At 63.5% G+C, this 20,952-nt stretch carries 15 protein-coding genes; 5 read left to right on the top strand and 10 right to left on the bottom strand.

Going from position 1 to position 20,952, the window contains the following annotated elements; genetic code table 11:
* Position 1 precedes the first annotated feature (1 nt).
* The 5 genes from IFT44_RS02055 to IFT44_RS02035 form a co-directional block, all read right to left on the bottom strand.
* Positions 2–757, bottom strand: a complete 756-nt coding sequence (locus IFT44_RS02055; protein ID WP_122478131.1) for an ABC transporter ATP-binding protein — start codon at positions 755–757, stop codon at positions 2–4.
* Positions 754–1,794: a FecCD family ABC transporter permease gene (locus tag IFT44_RS02050; RefSeq protein WP_122478133.1), complete on the bottom strand. Its 1,041-nt coding sequence runs from the start codon at positions 1,792–1,794 to the stop codon at positions 754–756. Before IFT44_RS02050 ends, IFT44_RS02055 begins: the two co-directional genes overlap by 4 nt.
* Complete coding sequence (locus tag IFT44_RS02045; RefSeq protein ID WP_192175320.1) at positions 1,791–2,819, bottom strand: ABC transporter substrate-binding protein; 1,029 nt, start codon at positions 2,817–2,819, stop codon at positions 1,791–1,793. Before IFT44_RS02045 ends, IFT44_RS02050 begins: the two co-directional genes overlap by 4 nt.
* Positions 2,820–3,037: 218 nt before the next feature.
* Complete coding sequence (locus IFT44_RS02040; protein ID WP_192175319.1) at positions 3,038–4,210, bottom strand: HlyD family secretion protein; 1,173 nt, start codon at positions 4,208–4,210, stop codon at positions 3,038–3,040.
* Positions 4,207–5,868 (bottom strand): MFS transporter, encoded by a 1,662-nt coding sequence (locus IFT44_RS02035; RefSeq protein ID WP_122478138.1) that lies wholly within the window; start codon positions 5,866–5,868, stop codon positions 4,207–4,209. The genes IFT44_RS02040 and IFT44_RS02035 overlap by 4 nt, the downstream gene beginning before the upstream one ends.
* 185 nt (positions 5,869–6,053) lie before the next feature.
* On the opposite strand from IFT44_RS02035, the gene IFT44_RS02030 reads away from it, so the two are divergent.
* From IFT44_RS02030 to IFT44_RS02020, 3 genes are all read left to right on the top strand, one after another.
* The gene (locus tag IFT44_RS02030) at positions 6,054–7,109 is read left to right on the top strand and encodes a tetratricopeptide repeat protein (RefSeq protein ID WP_192175318.1); all 1,056 of its coding nucleotides are present in this window, start codon (positions 6,054–6,056) and stop codon (positions 7,107–7,109) included.
* 136 nt (positions 7,110–7,245) lie between these two features.
* Positions 7,246–8,730, top strand: coding sequence for an ATPase domain-containing protein (locus IFT44_RS02025; protein WP_240998775.1), 1,485 nt, complete (start codon positions 7,246–7,248; stop codon positions 8,728–8,730).
* A 2-nt stretch (positions 8,731–8,732) separates the two neighbouring features.
* Positions 8,733–10,760 carry a response regulator gene (locus IFT44_RS02020; RefSeq protein ID WP_192175317.1) on the top strand — a complete coding sequence of 676 codons (2,028 nt, stop codon included), beginning with the start codon at positions 8,733–8,735 and terminating at the stop codon, positions 10,758–10,760.
* Between the two features lies 1 nt (position 10,761).
* Here IFT44_RS02020 and IFT44_RS02015 read toward each other — a convergent pair whose 3' ends face one another.
* From IFT44_RS02015 to IFT44_RS01995, 5 genes are all read right to left on the bottom strand, one after another.
* A complete protein-coding gene (locus IFT44_RS02015) occupies positions 10,762–13,146 on the bottom strand; it encodes a UvrD-helicase domain-containing protein (RefSeq protein ID WP_342214251.1) in 2,385 nt (794 codons plus the stop codon).
* 383 nt (positions 13,147–13,529) lie between these two features.
* A complete protein-coding gene (gene pgm, locus IFT44_RS02010) occupies positions 13,530–15,170 on the bottom strand; it encodes a phosphoglucomutase (alpha-D-glucose-1,6-bisphosphate-dependent) (protein ID WP_192175316.1) in 1,641 nt (546 codons plus the stop codon).
* 148 nt (positions 15,171–15,318) lie between these two features.
* Positions 15,319–16,872 (bottom strand): galactarate dehydratase, encoded by a 1,554-nt coding sequence (gene garD, locus IFT44_RS02005; protein WP_192057108.1) that lies wholly within the window; start codon positions 16,870–16,872, stop codon positions 15,319–15,321.
* Between the two features lie 87 nt (positions 16,873–16,959).
* Positions 16,960–18,321, bottom strand: coding sequence for an MFS transporter (locus IFT44_RS02000; protein ID WP_122478149.1), 1,362 nt, complete (start codon positions 18,319–18,321; stop codon positions 16,960–16,962).
* Positions 18,322–18,646: 325 nt separating this feature from the next.
* Complete coding sequence (locus IFT44_RS01995; RefSeq protein WP_122478282.1) at positions 18,647–19,387, bottom strand: FadR/GntR family transcriptional regulator; 741 nt, start codon at positions 19,385–19,387, stop codon at positions 18,647–18,649.
* A gap of 214 nt (positions 19,388–19,601) precedes the next feature.
* On the opposite strand from IFT44_RS01995, the gene IFT44_RS01990 reads away from it, so the two are divergent.
* The gene (locus IFT44_RS01990; protein ID WP_122797656.1) at positions 19,602–19,964 is read left to right on the top strand and encodes a YkgJ family cysteine cluster protein; all 363 of its coding nucleotides are present in this window, start codon (positions 19,602–19,604) and stop codon (positions 19,962–19,964) included.
* 136 nt (positions 19,965–20,100) lie between these two features.
* Positions 20,101–20,952 carry an STAS domain-containing protein gene (locus IFT44_RS01985; RefSeq protein ID WP_192056088.1) on the top strand — a complete coding sequence of 284 codons (852 nt, stop codon included), beginning with the start codon at positions 20,101–20,103 and terminating at the stop codon, positions 20,950–20,952.

Genomic DNA, 20,952 nt, shown 5'->3' with positions numbered 1-20,952 from the left:
CTCAGACCCGATAGCGTACATGGGGGCGGCCGCCGGCCAGGCTAACCTCGGCATGAACACCATAGACCTCGGCGATCAGCCGCTCGGTCAAGACCAGCGCCGGCGCACCACTGGCAACCAGACGGCCGCCCTTGAGCACGACCAGCACGTCGCAGAACATCGCCGCCAGGTTCAGATCATGAATCGCCATCACGCAGGTCAACGGCAGGTTCTGAATCAGTTGCAGCAATTCCAGCTGGTGCTGGATGTCGAGGTGGTTGGTGGGCTCGTCGAGCAGCAGTTCGCTAGGCTGCTGGGCCAGGGCGCGAGCGATCTGCACCCGTTGCCGCTCGCCGCCGGACAAGGTGTGCCAGCGCCGCTGTGCATGGCCGCTCAGGTTGACCTGGGCCAGGGCCTGGGCAATCGCCAGGTCGTCTTCGCGCAGCCACGGTGCGAACGGCGAGCGGTGCGGCGTGCGCCCCAGGCGCACCACCTCCTGTACGCGAATGTCCACCTCGGTGCTGGCGTGTTGTTCCACCATCGCCACCTGGCGTGCGACCGCTCGCCGCGATACGTCCGCCATGGGCTGATCGTCGAGTGTGACCTGCCCCTGGCTGGGACGCCCGAGCCCGGCCAGCAGGCGCAGCAGCGACGACTTGCCCGAGCCATTGGGGCCGATCAGGCCGACCATGCTGCCGGGCGTGATGGCCAGGCTGACGTCGTCGAGAATCAGCAGCCCACCCGCTTTCCAGCTGACCTGGTGCAATTGCAGGCTCATGCTCGACGCCTCGCGCGGTAGAGGATCAAGGCAAACGCCGGGGCGCCGACCAGGGCCGTGACCACCCCGATGGGCAACACCTGGCCGGGCACGATGATGCGCGCGACGATATCGGCCAGCACCATGAAGTTGGCGCCGATCAGCACCGAGGCGAGCAACAGCCGGACGTGGCTGGGCCCCACCAGAAAGCGCGCAATGTGGGGCACCACCAAACCGACGAAACCCACTGCGCCGACGATGCTGACCATGGTCGCAGTGATCAGCGCGGTGGTCGCGAACAACACCAGCCGCACCGCGACCACAGGCACGCCAAGGGTGGCGGCAGCGTCTTCGCCGAACACGAAGGCATCCAGCGCCCGCGCGAAGTACAGGCACAGCACCAGGCCCGCCCCGACCACCACCGCGGCCAGGCCTACGTCGGGCCAACGCACCCCGCCCAGGCTGCCGAGCAGCCAGAACATCACACTGCGTGCCTGCTCGGCATTGGCCGAGGTCGAGACGATATAGGCCGTCAGCGCATTGAACAGTTGCGATCCGGCGACACCGGCAAGGATCACCTGCGCCGGGCCGCTGCGAGTGCCGGCAGCCAGCAGCAGCACCAGGCCGAACGCCAGGGCCGCACCGAGAAACGCGCCCATGGAAATGCCGATCACGCCGCCGCCCAGCCCAAGCAGCATCACCACCACCGCGCCCGTCGAGGCGCCTGCGGAGATGCCCAGCACGTAGGGTTCGGCCAGCACGTTGCGCAGCAGCGCCTGCAACACCGCGCCGCAGATCGCCAGGCCGGCGCCACAACAGGCGGCAACCAGCGCGCGACTCAGGCGGTATTCCCAAATGATGCCCTGGATGATTCTCGGCACCGGGTAGTCGGCCAGCCCCACGCCATTGAGCAGCGCCTTGCCGACCGTGGCCAGGGCAATGCCCATTTCCCCCACCGACACCGCCAGGGCGATCGACACGCTCAACGTCGCCAGGGCGAGCAGCGCCAACAGGAGGCGCCAGACCCAGCCATCTTCACGCGCCAGGCGCTGGATCAAGGTGTGGCCCGTGTACGCTCGAGGCCGGCAGCAATGTCTTCCACCGCGCGCACGACATCCATGGAAGGGTTCAACGACTGCGCATCGACCACGATGATGCGGCCATTGCGCACGGCATCCAGCTCACGGGTCACCGGGTCGCTGCGCAGGAACGCCAGCTTTTTCTCGACATCGTCGGCCGGGTACAGACGCCGCTGCATGCGCGCGACGACAATGACATCGGGATTGTTCGCAGCGATGCTTTCCCAGCTCACCCCAGGCCATTCCTCGTCACTGTCGACGATGTTGCGCAGGCCCAGCAGACGGTTGATATAGCCGGGCGCGCCGCTCTTGCCGGCCACCCAGGGGTCGCCTTCCAGGCGCGTGCTGGAAAACCAGTACACCACCGACAGCGGTGCGTGCCCGGCGCTGCCGGCGCGCTCGCTGGCTTTCTGGATGCGTGCGTGCAACTGGTCAGTCAGGCGCTCCCCGGCCGCCTCGACATCGAAGATGCTCGCCAGCTCGCGGATTTCCTTGTCCACCAGTGCCATGGAAAACACCTGGCTGCGGCTGCCGTCGGCATTGGAGGTGGCGGTGACTTCCTTGCCGTCGCAGTCACTGGGCGACACATAGGAAGGGATGCCAAGGCTGGCCAGTTGCTCGGGCTTGGCGACTTCGCCGTTGGGTCCGACGTGGTAGGTGTACTGCGCCACCACGATGTCAGGCGCGGTAGTAGCCACTGCCTCGAAGCTGGGGGCATTGTCGGCCAGGCGTGGCACCTGGGCATTGGCCGCGCGCAGAGGCTCGGGCAACGGCCCGAACCAGACCCCGGTGCCCACCATGCGTGGCGCCAGGCCCAGCGACAGGAGAATCTCGGTGCTGGCCTGGCCCAGGCTGACGGCACGCTGCGGCGCGGCCTGGACGGTCAAGGGCGCGCCGCAGTTGGGCAACGTCAGTGGATAGTGGGTGGCGGCGTGACTGGCGACGGCAGCGAAGAGACCGACGGCAGCGACGCTGGCGCGGACGAATACGGCAGGAAGATTCATTGCAACTCCTTGGATGGCGCGTCCAACAGATCGAAGAAACCCCCAGCAAGGTCTGGCTGACGACATGCAACATGTCGATCACAGTGGCGCGACCGCGCCGGATTCGAACCGGCTTCCTGCTCTGGGCGAAGACAAGCGGCGCAGACGGTAGGCGACCCGTCGGCAAAGATCAAATGGTTTAACCCGCGCAACGCGCTGTGGATACCCCGATTGCCTGCCTAGGGGCCGCCGTCGCGGGGCCGGTCGGTACGGTCCTGCTCGACCACATAGCCCGTGTCTATGCTGACCACCACCGACATGCCGGGGCGCAGCCGATGGGCCCCGTCCTGGTCCGGGTCCACGGTGATGCGCACCGGAATGCGCTGCGCGATCTTGACGAAATTGCCGGTGGCATTGTCGGCCTGCAACAGGCTAAATTCCGAGCCGGTGGCAGGCGAGATGCGCTGTACGTGCCCGCGCAGGCGCAGGTGATTGAGCGCATCGACGGTGAAGGTCACCGGTTGGCCGATGCGCACATCGGCCATCTGGGTTTCCTTCATGTTGGCCATGACCCACAGCGTATCGGGAACCAGCGCCATCAGTTGCGCACCGGAATTCACATAGGCACCCAGGCGCACGCCGACCTGCCCCAGCTGGCCGTCGCGCGGCGCCAGGATGCGCGTGTTGTCCAGATCGATGCGTGCCAGCTCTACCGCGGCTTCGGCGTTGGCGACGTTGGCGGCCAGCGAGTCACGGTTGACGATCACCGTCTGCAGGTCTTCGCGGGCAATGGCCAGCGCAGCCTTGGCCTGTGCCACCGAGGCCAGCGCCTGGGCGTTGGCAGCGCGGGTCACATCGAGCTCGCGGCGCGACACCGAGCCGTCGCTGATCAGGTTCTGGTTGCGGCCCAGATCGGCAGCGCCCTTGCGCGCCTGCGCTTCGCTGTTCGCCACCGCCGCCTGGCGCTGGGTAATGGTGGCTTCGGCACTGCGGCGCTGTTGCAGGTTGTTGGCCAAGGCGGTCTTCTGCACTTGGACCTGCGCCAGCGCCTGGTTCAGGCGCTGGCGGTAGATACGGTCGTCCAGGCGTACCAGCAGGTCGCCTGCCTTGACGAACTGGAAGTCCTGTACCGGCACTTCGAACACATAGCCTGCCAGTTGCGGCCCGATGATCGTCACCTGGCCACGCACCAGGGCATTTTCGGTGCTTTCGATGTGGCTGCTGAACGGAGGCAATTGCCAGGCATACAGCACGATCGCCACCCCCACCAACGCGATGCTGGCGAAAATCAGGCTGGACAGTACCCGCACCCGCCGCGAACGCGGTTCGGTGGCCGCTGGATTGGGCGGTGGGGTCTGGCCTTCGGGCGTGGCGGCGATGGCATTGGTGGTCGTGGACGTCGGTTCGGTCATGAAGTGCTGGCGCCGCTGGTGGATACGGTAGGTGTCGCGGCGGTGGTCACCGCCCGGGTGGTGCTCATCAGCCACAGGCTGCGGACGAAGATCCACAGCATGGTCAATACGGCAATGATGCAGATCAGCATGAAGACATCGTTGTAGGCCATGACGTTCGCCTCGCGCGTGGCGGCCGTCGCCAGCGCACGGGTGCCCAAAGTGGCCCGCAGGGCCGGGTCGGCGATGTGCGCCAGGTAGCTGGCGGCGGCATTGCTGACCCGCGCCTGGACCAGCGGGTCCATGAGGGTCAGGTGCTCGACGATCATGCTCGAATGGTATTTCTCGCGGACGATCTGGAACGTGCCCAGCAACGCTGCGCCGATCAACCCGCCCAAATTGTTGCAGATACCGAACAGCACCGAGAAGCTGACCAGGTTGCGCGGGTTGGTCAACACGTGGCGCATGCCCAGCACCATGGTCGGGCCCAGGAAAAACGTGCCACCGAAGCCCAGCAGGAACTGGCTGACGTACATATTGGCCGGACGCGTCAGGTTGCTGGAGAAACTGTCCATGGCCGAACCCACCGCCATCAGCGCCAGGGCAATGATCAGTGGCATGAACAGATGCTCGGGGTTGATGGTCCAGGCACTCACGGCCAGCCCCGCCACCGCGCCGAAGAGCATCACGCAATAAAGGGTGCGCATCTGCTCCTGGCCCATGTTCAACGCTTGCAACAGACCGACCGCCCCGGTGGACTGCTCCGACAGCACCATGCGCGTCAGAATCACTGCCAGGGCCAGGCGGATGGCGACACCGCTGCCCAGCCAGCGAGTCATCAACATCGGGTTGCTGCGATTGTGTTCCACCGCCAGGCCACCGAGGATCAGGACGATGGCCCCAGCCGAGGCCCAGCCTATCCAGGGTGCCTCAAGCCACCAGTCGATCCGGCCCAGGGACAGCACCGCGCAGAGCAGCGCAATGCCGGAGGCAAGAATCGCGAAAATGAGGAAATCCAGCGGCTCGAAGGTCTTGAAGCGGTCGCCCGGCGGCAGTTTGAGCAGGAACACACAACCCAGGGTCAGCAGCGCCATGCCCAGTTCGAACAGGTACAGGCCACGCCATTCGGCGATCTGCAGCAGGTCCTCGGAAAACACCCGCGCCAGCGGCAAGGCCAGCTGCGAGGTGCCCAGGCCCAGCACCAGGGCCTTGAGACGCCACTTGGCAGGAAACGCCTGGATCATGTAGTACAGACCCAGGGAACTCAGCGCCGCCCCGACCATGCCGTGGGCGGCGCGAACGGCAATCGCCGAGCCCAGGTCGTTGACGAACAGATGGCCAAAGGTGACCAGCGCATACAGCATCAGAAACAGTTCGGTGAACGTGCGCAGACCGAACTGCTGGCGGAATTTCACCAGCAGCAGGTTCATCGACACATTGGTCATCACGTAGGCCGCAGGCAGCCAGGCCATCTCCGCCGCCGTGGCGCCGAGCGAGCCCTGCAGGAATTGCAGGTTCGCCACCACCAGCGAGTTGCCGAGGCCGCCGGTCAGTGCCACCAGCAGGCCGACGATACCGAACGCCAGGCGCTTGCGCGTCGAATGCAGAGGCGTCGAGGGAGAGCCCGGCAAGTTCGGCTTTTCGTGGGGCAGCCAATCGCGGCTCGTGTAGCGGGTCATGCGGTGGCCTTGGCGGGGAGCGTAGAAACGACGAAGAAACGACGAAGAAACGACGAAGATCGGGCGCTAGTAAACCTCACCGGCGGGGGGCTTGCCAATGCTCGTCGCTGCCATGATTTGACTGCACCCCGGCAGTGACCCAAGCTGAATGCCCCGGCCAAGCCTGCGCCCTTTCGGATACCCGCATGTTCAAACGCGTTCGCCTTCCGCTGACCCTGCTGCTCGTGGCACTGCTGCTGATAGCGCTCTGGTACGCCTGGCGCCCTGCGGCCCTTACGGTTCCGGCAGCGCCGCAGCAGGGCTACGGCAAAGCCCTGAGCCAGGCTCGTCATGGTCAGCCGGGCGCCGCACGAGTCCTTTATCAGCAGTTGGCCCGCACTGACCTCAGCGCCGAGCGGCGCGCTGCGCTGTACGCCGAACTGCCCAACTACCCCAGTCCTCAAGCCCTCAAACTCGCCACTGCCGACTTGCAGAGCGAGCTTGTCGACGTCCGCCATGCGGCAATCGATGCCGTCATCGGCCTGGTGCCCGAGAGCCAGCGCAGCGTACTGCTGGGGCCCTTGCTGGAAGACCGTGACGAGTCGATCCGCTTTCACGCCGCGCGGGGGTTGCTCGGCTTGCCAGCCGATGAACTGGGCCTGTATTTCGGCCACCTGGACAAGGTGGTGAACGCCTGGATTGCTGCCCTGCAGGGCCAGACCGACAGCGCTGCCGCCCAACTGGCGCTGGCCCGGTTGTACTTGCACGAGAGCGCGCATGTTCAGGCCGAGCAGGCGCTGGCCCGCTATCGCCTGCTCGAGCCCGACGACCTGGAAGCCATTGCCATGCAGGTCGAGCTGTACGAGCACCAGGGCAAAAGTGACCAGGCGCGGCGCCTGCTGGCCGAACAGTTGCTGGTGCATCCACAATCGGCCCTGTTGCAGCAGCAATTGGGCTTGTGGCTGATGGCCCATGACGAGGATGAATACGCCCTGCTCGCCCTCGCTCGTGCGGTGGAGCTGGCACCGGACAACACTGACTACCGCTATGTACTGGCCACCAACCTGCACGACCTGCAGCAGGTGGAAGCGGCGCAGAAGCAGCTCGAAGAGATCCTGCGCCGTGACCCGGCCAACCGCCGCGCACGGGTGTTGCTGATCCAGTACTGGAAAGAAACCGGTCAGTTGCAGAACGTGCAGGTGCTGCTGGCCGAACTCGAGCAGCAGAACGCCGACGACCCCAGCCTGCAGCAGGGGTTGTGAAGTCGCGCCTTTTTCAGGGCCACCCTCGCCCGTTTTTGTCTGAATGAGCTCGGAACCCCGCCCACGGCCCGGTGTCCAGTATCAAGCTGCGTCGCGTTCTGCACTGCAGCCCCTTCCGCTACCCGAGGACACCTTTTTGACGACGGCCAAAGCAGCCACCGGTATCGCCGGGCTGGACGACATTCTTGGTGGAGGTCTGACCCGCTGCCATATCTTCCTGCTCGAGGGTCAGCCAGGTGCGGGCAAGACGACGGTAGCCCTGCAGTTCCTGCTCGAAGGCGTTGCGCAGAACGAAACCTGTCTCTACATCACTTTGTCCGAAACCACCAAGGAACTGCGCGAAGGCGCTCGCTCCCACGGCTGGGAACTGGACGAGCGCGTCACCGTGTTCGAGCTGACGCCGCCGGAGTTGGTGCTCGACCTGCAACAGCAGCAGAGCCTGCTCTACAGCAGCGACCTTGAACTGGGCGAAGCGACGCGGCAGATCTTCGACGAAGTCGAACGGGTCAAGCCTTCACGGGTGGTATTGGACAGTTTGTCCGAGGTACGTCTGCTGGCTCAGGGCTCGCTGCGCTATCGGCGGCAGATTCTCGCCATCAAGCACTATTTTGCGCGTTTCAATGCGACCGTCCTGCTGCTCGACGACATGACCAGCGAGCCACTGGACAAGACCCTGCACAGCATCGCCCACGGCGTGATTCGCCTGGAAGAAACCGCGCCGGACTACGGCGCCGAGCGCCGGCGCCTGCGCATCATGAAGTACCGCGGGCAGAAATACCGCGGCGGTTATCACGACTTCACCATTCAGGCGGACGGGATTCACGTCTATCCGCGCTTGGTTGCGGCCGAACATCGCGCCCGCTACGAGCGTACCCAACTCACTTCGGGCATCCCGGAGCTGGACGCCCTTCTGGGCGGCGGCGTCGAGAACGGTTCGAGCACTTTGATCATCGGCCCCGCGGGTACCGGCAAATCGCTCATTTCCATGGTTTTCGCCGCTGCGGCCGTGGCCCGTGGCGAAAAAGTCGCGCTGTTCATCTTCGACGAAGAGCTCAGCTTGCTGTTCGAGCGCATGAAAAACCTGGGCATCGATCTGGAAGCCTATCAGCGCAGTGGCAAGATGGTCATCCAGCAGGTGGACGCCGCTGAACAGTCGCCGGGCGAATTTGCCCACATGGTCCGCACCAGCGTCATCCTGCACGACATCAAGACAGTGGTGATCGACAGCATCAATGGCTACCACGCCGCGATGATGGGCGAAAGCACACCCGTGCTGCACATCCATGAGCTGCTGCTGTACCTCAACCGCCTGGGCGCCTCGACCTTCATGACCGTGGCCCAACAGGGGCTGGTCGGCGACATGAAGGCGCCAGTGGACATCACCTACCTGGCCGACACCGTCATTCTCCTGCGCTACTTCGAGGCGCTGGGCAACGTGCGGCGTGCGGTGTCGGTGATCAAGAAGCGCTTTGGCGGCCACGAGAACACCATTCGCGAATACAAGATCAGCAGCCAGGGCATGAAGGTCGGTGAGCCACTGAGCGCTTTCCAGGGGGTGTTGCGCGGTGTCCCGACCTACGTCGGCGAAGCCCGTCCCCTGCTTGAAGCAGATGATCAGTGAAGATGTCGATACCCACATCGGAACGAGTGCTGGTGCTTGCCCCCATGGGACGCGACAGCCAGGTGGCCCTGCAGATTCTCGGACAGGCGGGTATTCAAGGCATCGCCGTGGCCGACGTCGACGATCTCTGTGCGCACCTGCAGCGCGAAGGCGCAGGTGTCTGCATTGTCGCCAACGAAGCGCTGTCCGAAGCCAGGATGCAGCCGTTGCTGGTGTACCTGAGCCAGCAGCCGGCCTGGTCCGACTTGCCGATCGTGCTGATGACCCATCAACGCGCGGCCGACCAGGCGCAGTCCATGCTGCTCGCTGCGCGCCTGGGCAACGTCACGTTCGTGGAACGCCCGTTTCACCCGCTGACCTTGATCAGCCTGGCCAAGACGGCCATTCGTGGTCGGCGCCGTCAATATGAAGCGCGTGACCGTCTGCTGGACCTGAGCGAAAGTGAACAGCGTTTGCAGCACGCCATGAGTGCCGGGCGCCTGGGAGCCTGGGAGCTGACCTGCAACCCGCTGCAGTTGAACTGCTCGGACCGGACCCGCACCCACTACGGCATCGAGCCCAGCACCCGTTTCGACTACTCAGACTGGCTGCTGTGCGTGCATCCGGGCGATCAGGCCATGATGCAGGAGGCACTGATCAACAGCCTGCAGCTGGGCGCCGACTTCGCCTTGCAGTTCCGCAACAGCTGGCCTGACGGTTCAGTGCATTGGGTGGACATGCGCGCCCGCGCCATTCCCGACAGGCAGGGACGCATCCAGGCACTGGTCGGGGTTACCACCGATATCACCGAACAGAAAGCCGCCGAACAACAGTTGCGTGAACTCAACGGCAATCTGGAACAGCAGGTCGAGGAACGCACGGCCCAGGTACGGATCAACGAAGAGGCCCTGCGCCAGGCGCAGAAAATGGAAGCGGTGGGCCAGTTGACCGGCGGTATCGCCCACGACTTCAACAACATGCTCACCGGCATCATCGGCAGCCTGGAGCTGATGCGCCGACGCCTGAGCCGCAACCAGCTCGACGACCTGCCCAAGCTGATCGACATGGGTATCAGCTCGGCCAACCGCGCCGCATCCCTCACTCACCGCCTGCTGGCGTTTTCCCGCCGCCAGTCACTGGATTCCAAGCCAGTCCAGGTGAACGGACTGGTGCAGTCGATGGAAGAACTGCTGCACCGCAGCCTCAATGAAAGCATTGCGCTGCGCATGCACCTGGATCCTGAACTGTGGATAGCCGAGGCGGACCCCCATCAACTGGAAAGTGCCCTGCTCAACCTGGTGATCAATGCCCGCGATGCCATGCCAGGGCGTGGCGAAGTGATCGTCGAAACGGCCAACCGGCACCTCGATGAGAGCTTTACCAGTGCGCACCAGAACCTGGCACCGGGCGACTACATCATGCTCAGTGTGAGCGACACCGGGTCGGGCATGGACCAGGCCGTGATCAATCGCGCATTCGATCCATTCTTCACCACCAAGCCCATTGGCCAGGGCACTGGCCTGGGCCTGTCGATGATCTACGGGTTCAGCAAGCAGTCGCGGGGCCACGTCGCGATCCAAAGCACCCCCGGCCAGGGCACTACGGTGCAGCTCTACCTGCCGCGCTGCTATGCCTCGCAACTGCCCCAGGCCACTGCGCCGGTGATCGAATCGCCGATGGCCACCAATGGCGAAACGGTTTTGATCGTCGAGGATGACCATGCCGTGCGTAGCCTGGTGTGCGAAGTCCTGCGCGAACTGGGTTACTGCTATCTGGAGGCAGCCGATGCCAGCGCCGCGCAGCCGATCCTGGCGTCCGGGCAGCGCATCGACCTGCTGATCAGCGACGTCGGCCTGCCCGGCATGAACGGTCGGCAACTGGCCGAAGTCGCGCGCCATCTGCGGCCGGGACTCAAGGTGCTGTTCATCACCGGCTATGCCCAGCACGCCGAAGTGCGCGCCGGTTTTCTCGATGACGGCATGCAGATGATCACCAAGCCGTTCGCGTTCGACGTGCTCACGGCCAAGGTGCGGGAGATGTCCCAGGCCTGAATCAGCGCTTGGGCTTGGTCCGCACATCGTTGAAGCACGGCATTCTGGCGTCCACTCGATCCGAGGCGCGGGCGCCTGGTTTGGCAGCGGTTTCCACATACCAATAGCAGCTGTGGATGGCCCGGGTGATGCCGACATAGGCCAGGCGCAGCGCTTCCTCGTGCTGGGCACTGTCGTAACCGTCCACCTGATCCGCCTGCGCCAGGCCCGCCAGGGCATAGACCTGGTTCTTGTAGGGCGAGCGACTGGCATACTGGCAATCGCCCAGCAGAAATACCGCGTCGGCCTGCAGACCCTTGGCGCTGTGGAACGTGAGCTGGCGCAAACGACGCTGCTCGGCTGGCAACGCTTGATCTGCCTGCAGCAGGCCCTGGATATGCTCGGCCAAAGCCTGGCGGTCACTGTTGCGACGATAGAGCACCAGAATCGAGTCGCCTGCAGCGTGATGCTCGGCGGCGCGCCGTGCCAGATCGGCAAGGTCTCGACTCAAGAGGGTCACAGGCGATGGCTCGCGATCGAATACACGACGGGCCAGGGCCTTCTTGCCGGGTATGGCCGGTGCCGACGCCACGATATGCTCGGCGGCGTCGATGATCGCCTGATGGCTGCGGTAGTTGTCGATCAGCAGTACGCGCGTGTGCTTGTGAGCGCTGAAGGTGCGGTTGAACTGCATGAAGTAGCTTGGGTTACTGCCGCGCCAGCCATAGATCGACTGCCAGTCGTCGCCAACGCACATCAGCGAGCTGTGCTGCGCGGCTCGCTCACCGGCCAACGCGGTGCTGCGGCGCAGGATTTCCGCAAGACTGGCCCTCAACCAGCCAACGATCTGTGCGGAAATATCCTGGAATTCGTCGACGAGCAGATGGGACATGGGGCGCAGTGCGTCGTCAGGCAGTTCGCTGACTCGCGAGCCTGGCCCTTCGCCAAGCAAGGCGAACATGCGATTGAACAGCATGACTGGCGGCGTCTGGTTTTGCAGATGCGCTTCGAGTGCCGGCCAGAACAGGCGCAAGGCAGCGAAAAAGTCCGCTTCGGAATCTTCCGCGTTCCAGCTCATCCGGTCGATGGCGTCGACGACCTGCACTCCGAGGTTCTCGATGAAGGTCGCGGCAGCCACGAAACAGTCCAGCAGCGGCGCCGGGGCAAGTTCGCCGGGCAACTGGTATTCGAACCCGGGCCCGGTCAACCCTTTGCTGTTCAAGGACGTCAAAACCTTCTTGGCATCGGAAGGATTATCCAGCCATATCAGCGGCTTATCACAGAAAGCTTGAAACAGGGTGCGCTTGACTGCCCATTCGCCCCAGATTGGAATCTTGGCCGTGGGCCGGGTGAGTTGGGCATCGGTACCGGGTTCGAACCCTAGCACGACCCAGGTGTTCAAGCGTGCAATGTAGCCATGTGTATGAAAGGTAAAACCTTTTATATCAATGGCTTGTCGATCTATCTTGATCCCCTTTATAGGCCAGGCATCCTGCGCACGCCAGTGTTCTTCGATCAAGTCACACAGTTCGGCGTCGCGAGCGCTGGCCAGGCTGAGGGCTTTGAGCCGCTTCTGCACATCGGGATCCTGCGGGTCCAGCTTGCGCAGTTGGGCTGCGCTCGCGCGCAAGCTGCCGATGTGACCACTGAACGAAGGATCGCTACTCATCAGGCTGCGATAGCATTCGTTCATCAACTGACGCTGGGTGTCGTTGAGCCGCAGTTGGAACGGATTCGCTTCCTCGCTACCCGTTGCTGCCGCCCCGAGGTTTTCGAAAGCGCGCACCTCAGCCAGCCCAGGCAGCGCGTGAATCAGCGGCAGAACCAGGGAATGATAGGTTCTGACCATTTCACGTACTTTCTCGAATACGTAAGGTACTTCCCACATATCAAAGACTTGGCACAACTTCTTGATAAAGTCTCGACGTGATTCCCGGGTGAAGGTCACCACGCTCAGGCTGTCGAGTTCGAAGCCCATGTAGTGGTGAAGCACAAGCACGCGCAGTACCAACGATGTGGATTTACCTGCACCTGCACCAGCCACCACGCACGTGGCGGGTGTCGTGCTGAAGATCATTTTCCACTGCGCAGGGCTGGGCTGGGCGTGTTCGGGCAGGCGGGTAGCGACGTCAGCCTTGATGGTTTTCTTCAGCGCTGGCGTCAGTTCGAGCTGCCAGGGCGCGAACAGCAACGGCTGTGGCGTTTGTGAGTTGACGGGTTTTTTCGGCGCGCGGGGTGGCCGTTTCGACTGTGACTCGGGGGGTGGTTCGACAGGCGGGGCCGGCGCGGTAGCTTCTGTGAGCGGCGTGTGAAACCAGGCGTCACGCTGCTGCGAGCGCAGCCAACGCCAGCCCCGGGCGATCAGGCCTGGGGCTTGACGGTCTTTGTCGGTAGGTTGCGATGACACGAAAACTCCTGGGCATATCGCGAGGACCGCAATATACCAAAGATCCCACCTTCAAACGCTGCACACCCTCCGTAGCAGCGGCGCAAGCCGCGTCGGCGGCCTGTGCGGTGTACCTGACCCACCGCAGCGCCCTCTTCGCGGCCGATGACCGCTCCTACGCGATACCGGATTTCCTGTAGGAGCGGTCCGCGGCCGCGAAACGGTCGACTCGGTCTATCAGATACTCCGCAGCGCCCTCTTCGCGGCCGATGACCGCTCCTACGCGATACCGGATTTCCTGTAGGAGCGGTCCGCGGCCGCGAAACGGGCGACTCGGTCTATCAGATACTCCGCAGCGCCCTCTTCGCGGCCGATGCCCGCCACCACGGAAGGTGCGTGCGGGATCAGCCGATGGCGGAATCCACCAGCACTTGCGCTTCGGCTACCAGACGTTGCAGATGCGCCTCGTCGATGAAGCTTTCGGCGTAGATCTTGTAGATGTCTTCGGTGCCCGAGGGACGCGCGGCGAACCAGCCGTTGGCCGTGATGACTTTCAAGCCACCGATCGCCTGCCCATTGCCTGGCGCATGGCTGAGGATCTGCTCGATCGGCTCACCTGCCAGTTCGGTCGACTTCACCTGTTCGGGCGACAGCTTGCTCAAGGCCGCTTTCTGCTGCGGGTTGGCCTTGGCCTCCACGCGCGTGGAGAACGGCTCGCCCAGGCTCCGGGTCAGCGCTTCATACGCCTGGCTTGGATCGCGGCCCGTACGTGCGGTCATTTCGGCGGCCAACAGGGCCGGGATCAACCCGTCCTTGTCGGTGGTCCACACACTGCCGTCCATGCGCAGGAACGACGCACCGGCACTCTCCTCACCGCCGAACCCCAGCGAGCCATCGAACAGACCGTCGGCGAAATACTTGAAGCCCACCGGCACTTCATGCAGACGACGCCCCAGGCGCGCAGTGACGCGGTCGATCATGCCGCTGCTGACCACGGTCTTGCCCACGGCCGCGTCGGTGCGCCACTGCGGACGGTTCTGGAACAGATAGTCGATCGCCACCGCCAGGTAGTTGTTGGGGGCCAGCAACCCGCCCGTCGGGGTAACGATGCCATGACGATCGTGATCGGGATCGCAGGCAAAGGCCACGTCGAAGCGGTCCTTCAGGCCGATCAGCCCCTGCATGGCGTAGCTGGACGATGGGTCCATGCGAATCTGGCCGTCCCAGTCCACGCACATGAAGCGGAAGGTGGCATCGACTTCGGTGTTCACCACCTGCAGGTCGAGCCGATAGTGCTCGGCAATGGCCGACCAGTAGCGCACACCTGCCCCACCCAGCGGATCCACACCCAGGCGCAGGCCGGCTTTGCGGATAACGTCGAAGTCGATCACATTGACCAGGTCGGCCACATAGTGACCGATGTAGTCGTGCCGGTGAGTCGTGGCAGCCTTCAGCGCCTGCTCGTGAGGCATGCGCTTGACGCCGCGCAGGTCATCGGCAAGCAGCTCGTTGGCCTTGGCTTCGATCCACTTGGTCACGTCACCGTCGGCCGGGCCGCCATTGGGTGGGTTGTACTTGAAACCACCGCTTTGCGGAGGGTTGTGCGACGGCGTGATGACCACACCGTCCGCCAGGCCGCTGCTGCGCTCACGGTTGTAGCAGATGATCGCGTGGGAGACCGCCGGTGTCGGGGTGTATTCGTCGTCCTTGGACAACATCACCTGCACGCCATTGGCGGCGAACACTTCAAGGGCGCTGGCGCCTGCCGGGGTCGACAGCGCGTGGGTGTCGATGCCGACGAACAGCGGGCCGTCGATCCCATTGCTGCTGCGGTAGAGGCAGATCGCCTGGCTGATCGCCAGCACATGGGCCTCGTTGAAGCTCAAGTCGAACGAGCTGCCGCGGTGCCCCGAGGTCCCGAACGCCACACGCTGAGTGGGCTCGCTTGCATCCGGCTGGCCGGTGTAATAGGCCGTGACCAGACGCGGGATGTCGATCAGCAGCTGGGCTGGAGCAGGTTTGCCCGCAAACGGACTGAGCTTCATGCAAAAACCTCTAGTGTAGGTACCGAAACGGAGAATGACAGTTTAGTGGCACTTCGACACTGGAGGTAGCTATTTGATTCCCTTTTTTGACGCTTCTTTTGTCGAACCGACCGGCAGCAGGTTGCCTGCTGCCCTTCGGGACGCCTGATCAGGTGATCGGCGCGGGGTTGAACAAGGTGATGTCGTTGTGCAGGCGATAGCGCTCGGCCCACGTCTGTTTTTCACCGCTGGCCACGGCCAGGTAGTAATGGAACAGCTCCCAGCCCAGTTCCTCGATGGTCGCCCGCCCGGTGGCAATGCGCCCGGCGTCGATATCGATGAGGTCAGGCCAGCGCTCGGCCAGCTCGGTGCGGGTAGACACTTTCACCACCGGCGTCATCGCCAGGCCGTAGGGAGTGCCGCGCCCCGTGGTGAACACGTGCAGGTTCATCCCCGCAGCCAATTGCAGCGTGCCGCAAACGAAGTCGCTGGCGGGCGTGGCGCAGTAGATCAGGCCTTTGCGGTTGACCCGTTCGCCCGGACCGAGCACACCGTTGATGGCGCTGCTGCCCGATTTGACGATCGACCCTAGGGACTTCTCGACGATGTTGGACAAACCGCCTTTCTTGTTCCCCGGTGTGGTGTTGGCACTGCGGTCCGCCGCACCGCGTTCCAGATAATTGTCGTACCAGTCCATCTCGCGCACGAGCTGGGTAGCCACTTCGTGGGTTTCGGCCCGCGAGGTGAGCATATAGATGGCATCGCGCACCTCGGTGACCTCGGAGAACATCACCGTGGCCCCGGCGCGAACCAGCAGGTCGGAGGCGAAGCCCAGGGCCGGGTTGGCGGTGATCCCGGAGAACGCATCGCTACCGCCACACTGCATGCCCAGGATCAGCTCGCTGGCGGGCACCGTTTCGCGACGCCGACGGTCCAGCTTGGCCAGCCGCGTCTCGGCCAGCGCCATGATCTGCTCGACCATTTCACCGAAGCCATGCCCGGAGTCCTGCAGGCGGTACAGCCACGGCTCGCTCAGGTCTACCGAGGGATCGTCCTCGTGCATAACCTGCCCGGCCTGCAACTTTTCGCAACCCAGGCCGATCACCAGGGCTTCGCCACCCAGGTTCGGGTTGCGCGCCAGGTTGCGTACGGTGCGAATCGGAATGTAGGCATCGCGCGCATTGATGGCCACGCCGCAGCCGTAGCTATGGGTCAGCGCCACCACGTCGTCGACGTGGGGGTACTTGGGCAGCAGCTCTTCGCGAATGCGCTTAACCGCGTGGTCCAGCACTCCGGTCACGCACTGCACCGTGGTGGTGATCCCCAGAATATTGCGCGTACCCACGGTACCGTCGGCATTGCGGTAGCCCTGGAAGGTGAAGCCATCCAGCGGCGGCAGAGCCGGCGGTACCGCGTCGGACATCGGCAGGCTGTCCAACGGCGGCGCCGAAGGCATGGCCAGCTGGCTTTCCTTGACCCAACTGCCTTGACGGATCGGCTCCAGTGCGTAGCCGATGATCTGACCGTAACGCACCACAGCACCGCCCTCGGCGATGTTGACGGTGGCGACCTTGTGGCTCTGCGGCACACCTTCGATGACCGTCAGGCCATCGGGAAAACGGCTGCCTTCGGCCACGCCCTGATCGTTGACCACGACCACGACGTTATCGTCTGCGTGCAGGCGCACGTAGCGGGGAGAATCGGAATGTTCGATCAATTGCATGGCTTGGCCCTTCCAATCAATTCAGGCTGAATCCAGAGCCGCGTACCGGCAGTGCCGGCCGCGGTCTTGTCGTTGGCTGCAGACGCTTCAGGGACGAGCGGCATTGAGCTGCGGTGCATCGTCGACGACCGGGTCGCCGTTCTCTTCGCGCAGTACCACGCGCTTGATCGGGCCGACAATCACCAGGTAGCTGAACACCGCTACCAGGGCATTGGCACCGACGTAGACCAGCGCGTACTTGAACGAGCCGGTGGCACTGATGATGTAGCCGATCACGATCGGCGTGGTGATGGACGCCACGTTACCGAACATGTTGAACAAGCCGCCGCTGATCCCGGCGATCTGCTTGGGCGAAGTGTCGGACACCACGGCCCAGCCCAGCGCACCCACGCCCTTGCCGAAGAACGCCAAAGCCATGAACGCCACCACCATCCATTCGGCCTGCACATAGTTGCAGATCACCATGGTGGTCGACAGCATCAGGCCGCAGACGATCGGCGTCTTGCGCGCGAAGGTCAGGGAATGGCCGCGACGCAGCAGGCTGTCCGAGATGACCCCGCCCAACACGCCACCGATGAAGCCGCAGATGGCCGGCAGCGAGGCAATGAAGCCTGCCTTGAGGATGGTCATGCCGCGTTCCTGGACCAGGTACACCGGAAACCAGGTGAGGAAGAAGTAGGTGATGCCGTTGATGCAGAACTGCCCCAGGTACACACCAAGCATCATGCGCGTGGTCAGCAGTTGGCGAATGTAGTTCCACTTCGGCTTGGACTTGCCGCCCTTGGCCTGGTCCATGTCCACCAGCCCGCCGTTCTGCTCTATGAACTCCAGCTCTTCGGCACTGACGCTTGGGTGTTCCTTGGGATTGTGGATGTACTTGAGCCATACGCCCGAAAAGAGGATGCCCAGGCCGCCCATGACCACGAAGACATGCTCCCAGCCCCAGGAGTGCACGATCCAGCCCATCAGCGGAGCGAACAGCACCGTGGCGAAGTATTGCGCCGAGTTGAAGATCGCCGACGCCGTGCCGCGCTCGGCGGTCGGGAACCAGGCCGCAACGATGCGTGCGTTACCGGGAAACGACGGCGCTTCGGCTGCGCCGACCAGAAAGCGCAGCATGAACAGCGCGATCACCGCGTTGGCCATCGGCAGGTAGCCGACGAACCCCTGCATTACCGTGAACAGCGACCAAAGGAAAATGCTCCAGGCGTACACCTTCTTCGAGCCGAAGCGGTCGAGCAACCAGCCACCGGGGATCTGCAGCAGGACGTAAGCCCAACCGAACGCGGAGAAGATATAGCCGAGGGTGACGGCGTCGATGCCCAGGTCTTTCTGCAGACTGGCACCGGCGATGGAAATGGTGGCGCGATCCGCGTAGTTCAGTGTTGTCACCACGAACAACAGGAACAGGATCATGTAGCGCACATGCGTCTTCTTCGTCGCTGGCATGCGAAGGTACTCCCACGAGTTATTTTTATGCGGGTAGAGGGTATGAAGCCGGGTATTTCAGGTGTCGCTGACTCAGCCGGGCTGCAAACCATGGCCCTGTAGGACGGAGGAAGTCGGACAACAGCGGGAAGACATCACGTGGATAATCATGGTTGCAGCACCCTGGACGTTGGAATTATTAGGGGACACCGGTCTGTGCCGGTACTGCAGTTACGTTATCGTACAACGCTGATTATATCCATACCTCGGAGATGAATTATTTCCAAAGATGTAGCGATGTGGGCGGGAAGTCATCGTACTACGTTGCAGGCGCTGACTTGGAGGGTCAGATGGACAGATCTTCGTGCGCCTTGACCACGCGCGCCCGGCTGTTGGCCAGATGGATGCGCATCGCGGCGCGGGCGGCATCATAGTCACAGCGGGCGACCGCTTCGAAGATGTGCGCATGTTCGCGGACCAGCCGTTCGTGTTTCTGCTGGCGGTCCAGACGTGCGATGGCCACGGTGTCCAGGCGTGCACGGGGAAACATGCTGGTGCCGAAATGCGTGATGATGTCGGCGAAATAGCGGTTGTTGGAAGCCTGGGCGATCTGCAGGTGGAACTGGAAGTCGGAGACGATGGACCCGCTGGTGTCGGACGCCTGTTCGAAGCGCTTCAGCGCGTCTTCGATACACGCCAACTGGTCGTCGCTGCGCCGCAGTGCCGCCAACCCCGCCGCTTCGATCTCGAAACTGATGCGCACATCGAGAATGGCGATGACGTCCTGCAGGGTGACGATAGTGGCCGGGTCCAGGCGCGATACGGTCGAACCCGGGACGTTGAGGACGAAGGTGCCGATGCCGCGACGGGTTTCGACGATGCCCGACACCTGCAGGCGGGACAGTGCCTCGCGCACGGTAGCCCGGCTTACACCGCCCACCGCCATCAATTCGAGTTCGGTGGGCAGCTTGTCTCCGGGCTTGACCACACCCTGGCTGATCATCCTGCAGACATCGTCCACCAGGCTCTGGGCCAGGTTGCCCGGCCTGCGACGCGTGATGTCGGCGGTGACGATGTCGTTGCTCATGGCGGCGCGATCATGGCTGGAAAAGGAAAACCGATCATATATCAGCAAGTTGTGTGATGACAGCGCGAACATGCCGCCTTTCGAGGTGTTCGCGGTAGGTGCGGCGCCCTTGAAATATACCTTGAACCCCCCCTTCCCAACCGCTACGGCAGGCCTAGAATGGCGGCGTGGTCGCGGTCCCCAATAACGCTGTTGCCCCCCCTCCCGAGCCAACATGTCCAAAGCCAATCCCTGCCTTGAGTGCGGCGCCTGCTGCGCGCATTTCCGTGTGTCCTTCTATTGGGGCGAATGCCAGTCTGCGGGCGGCCTGGTGCCTGACGAGCAGGTCATTCAGGTCACCCACAATCGGGTGGCGATGCTCGGCACCGACGCCAAGCCCACGCGCTGCGTCGCCCTCGCCGGCGAGGTGGGCAAGGTCGGAATCGGTTGTACGATGTATGCCCAGCGCTCCAGTACCTGCCGCGAGTTCGACGCTTCCTGGGAACACGGCGAACATAACCCGGCGTGCGACAAGGCGCGTGCAGCCCATGGCTTGCCGCCGTTGCCGGAGCCGGTCATGACCCTCCTCGCCAGCTAGCCGGTTCAAGCGCCGCGCTCTGCGCCGAGAGCAGCCGGATGCCGTGCGCTTTTGGCCATCGACGGGATTCGGCGTTTAGCAGATAATCGGCCATCATTACGCTATCTCGCCCCATCTCTGTACCAGGAGTTCTTGCATGGCCGCGCTGAACACGCAAACCGTTGACGCTTTCAAATCCCAGCAAAATGCCATTGTCGAGCAGTGGCTCGCAGGCCTTGAAGCCAGCGGAGCGACGCGCAACATCAAGGAAGCCGACCTTCGGCAGCAGAGCAGCGAGCTGCTCAGCCAGTTGATCATCGCCCTGGAAACCAGTCAGACCCACAACATTGCCGGCAGCCAATGGGCCGATGTCCGTCAGGTACTGGAGAAACTGTCCCACAGCCGCGCGCTGCTGGGCCACGACTCGCACCAGACCGCGCATTTCATCTTTGCCCTCAAGCGCCCGCTGTTCGCCGTGCTGCAGGCAGCGTACGCCAGCCATCCGGCCGAGCTTGCCGAGCAGGTGCTGCTGGTCTCGGACCTGCTCGACGGGCTGGGCATGCACACCATCCGCACTTTCCAAAAGTCCCGCGAGATGGTCATCAAGCGTCAGCAGGAAGAACTGCTCGAACTCTCCACGCCCGTCGTCAAGCTGTGGGAAGGCGTACTGGCCCTGCCGATGATCGGCACGCTGGACTCGCAGCGTACCCAGGTGGTGATGGAATCGCTGTTGCAGCGCATCGTCGACACCGGCTCGGAAATAGCCATCATTGATATCACCGGGGTGCCGACGGTCGACACCCTGGTGGCCCAGCATCTGCTCAAGACAGTCACCGCCATTCGCCTGATGGGTGCCGATTGCATCATCAGCGGCGTGCGCCCGCAGATCGCTCAGACCATCGTCCATCTGGGCCTGGACCTGCAAGGCGTGGTCACCAAGGCCAATCTGGCAGACGCCCTGGCCCTGGCCTTGCGCCGCCTGAACCTGACCGTCAGCAAGGCGGTTTGA

Source organism: Pseudomonas sp. CFBP 13710 (assembly GCF_014842235.1).
In the GTDB taxonomy this organism is placed as follows: Bacteria; Pseudomonadota; Gammaproteobacteria; order Pseudomonadales; family Pseudomonadaceae; genus Aquipseudomonas; species Aquipseudomonas baltica.
This window is presented reverse-complemented; position numbering and strand designations above follow the sequence as displayed.

Bases quoted from the DNA above. Each gene is read 5' to 3' on its own strand.
- IFT44_RS02045 (WP_192175320.1), bottom strand. From the start codon at position 2,819: ATGAATCTTCCTGCCGTATTCGTCCGCGCCAGCGTCGCTGCCGTCGGT.
- IFT44_RS01985 (WP_192056088.1), top strand. From the start codon at position 20,101: ATGGCCGCGCTGAACACGCAAACCGTTGACGCTTTCAAATCCCAGCAA.
- IFT44_RS02000 (WP_122478149.1), bottom strand. From the start codon at position 18,321: ATGCCAGCGACGAAGAAGACGCATGTGCGCTACATGATCCTGTTCCTG.
- IFT44_RS02020 (WP_192175317.1), top strand. From the start codon at position 8,733: ATGTCGATACCCACATCGGAACGAGTGCTGGTGCTTGCCCCCATGGGA.
- pgm (WP_192175316.1), bottom strand. From the start codon at position 15,170: ATGAAGCTCAGTCCGTTTGCGGGCAAACCTGCTCCAGCCCAGCTGCTG.
- IFT44_RS02030 (WP_192175318.1), top strand. From the start codon at position 6,054: ATGTTCAAACGCGTTCGCCTTCCGCTGACCCTGCTGCTCGTGGCACTG.
- IFT44_RS02040 (WP_192175319.1), bottom strand. From the start codon at position 4,210: ATGACCGAACCGACGTCCACGACCACCAATGCCATCGCCGCCACGCCC.
- IFT44_RS02055 (WP_122478131.1), bottom strand. From the start codon at position 757: ATGAGCCTGCAATTGCACCAGGTCAGCTGGAAAGCGGGTGGGCTGCTG.
- garD (WP_192057108.1), bottom strand. From the start codon at position 16,872: ATGCAATTGATCGAACATTCCGATTCTCCCCGCTACGTGCGCCTGCAC.
- IFT44_RS02035 (WP_122478138.1), bottom strand. From the start codon at position 5,868: ATGACCCGCTACACGAGCCGCGATTGGCTGCCCCACGAAAAGCCGAAC.
- IFT44_RS01990 (WP_122797656.1), top strand. From the start codon at position 19,602: ATGTCCAAAGCCAATCCCTGCCTTGAGTGCGGCGCCTGCTGCGCGCAT.
- IFT44_RS01995 (WP_122478282.1), bottom strand. From the start codon at position 19,387: ATGAGCAACGACATCGTCACCGCCGACATCACGCGTCGCAGGCCGGGC.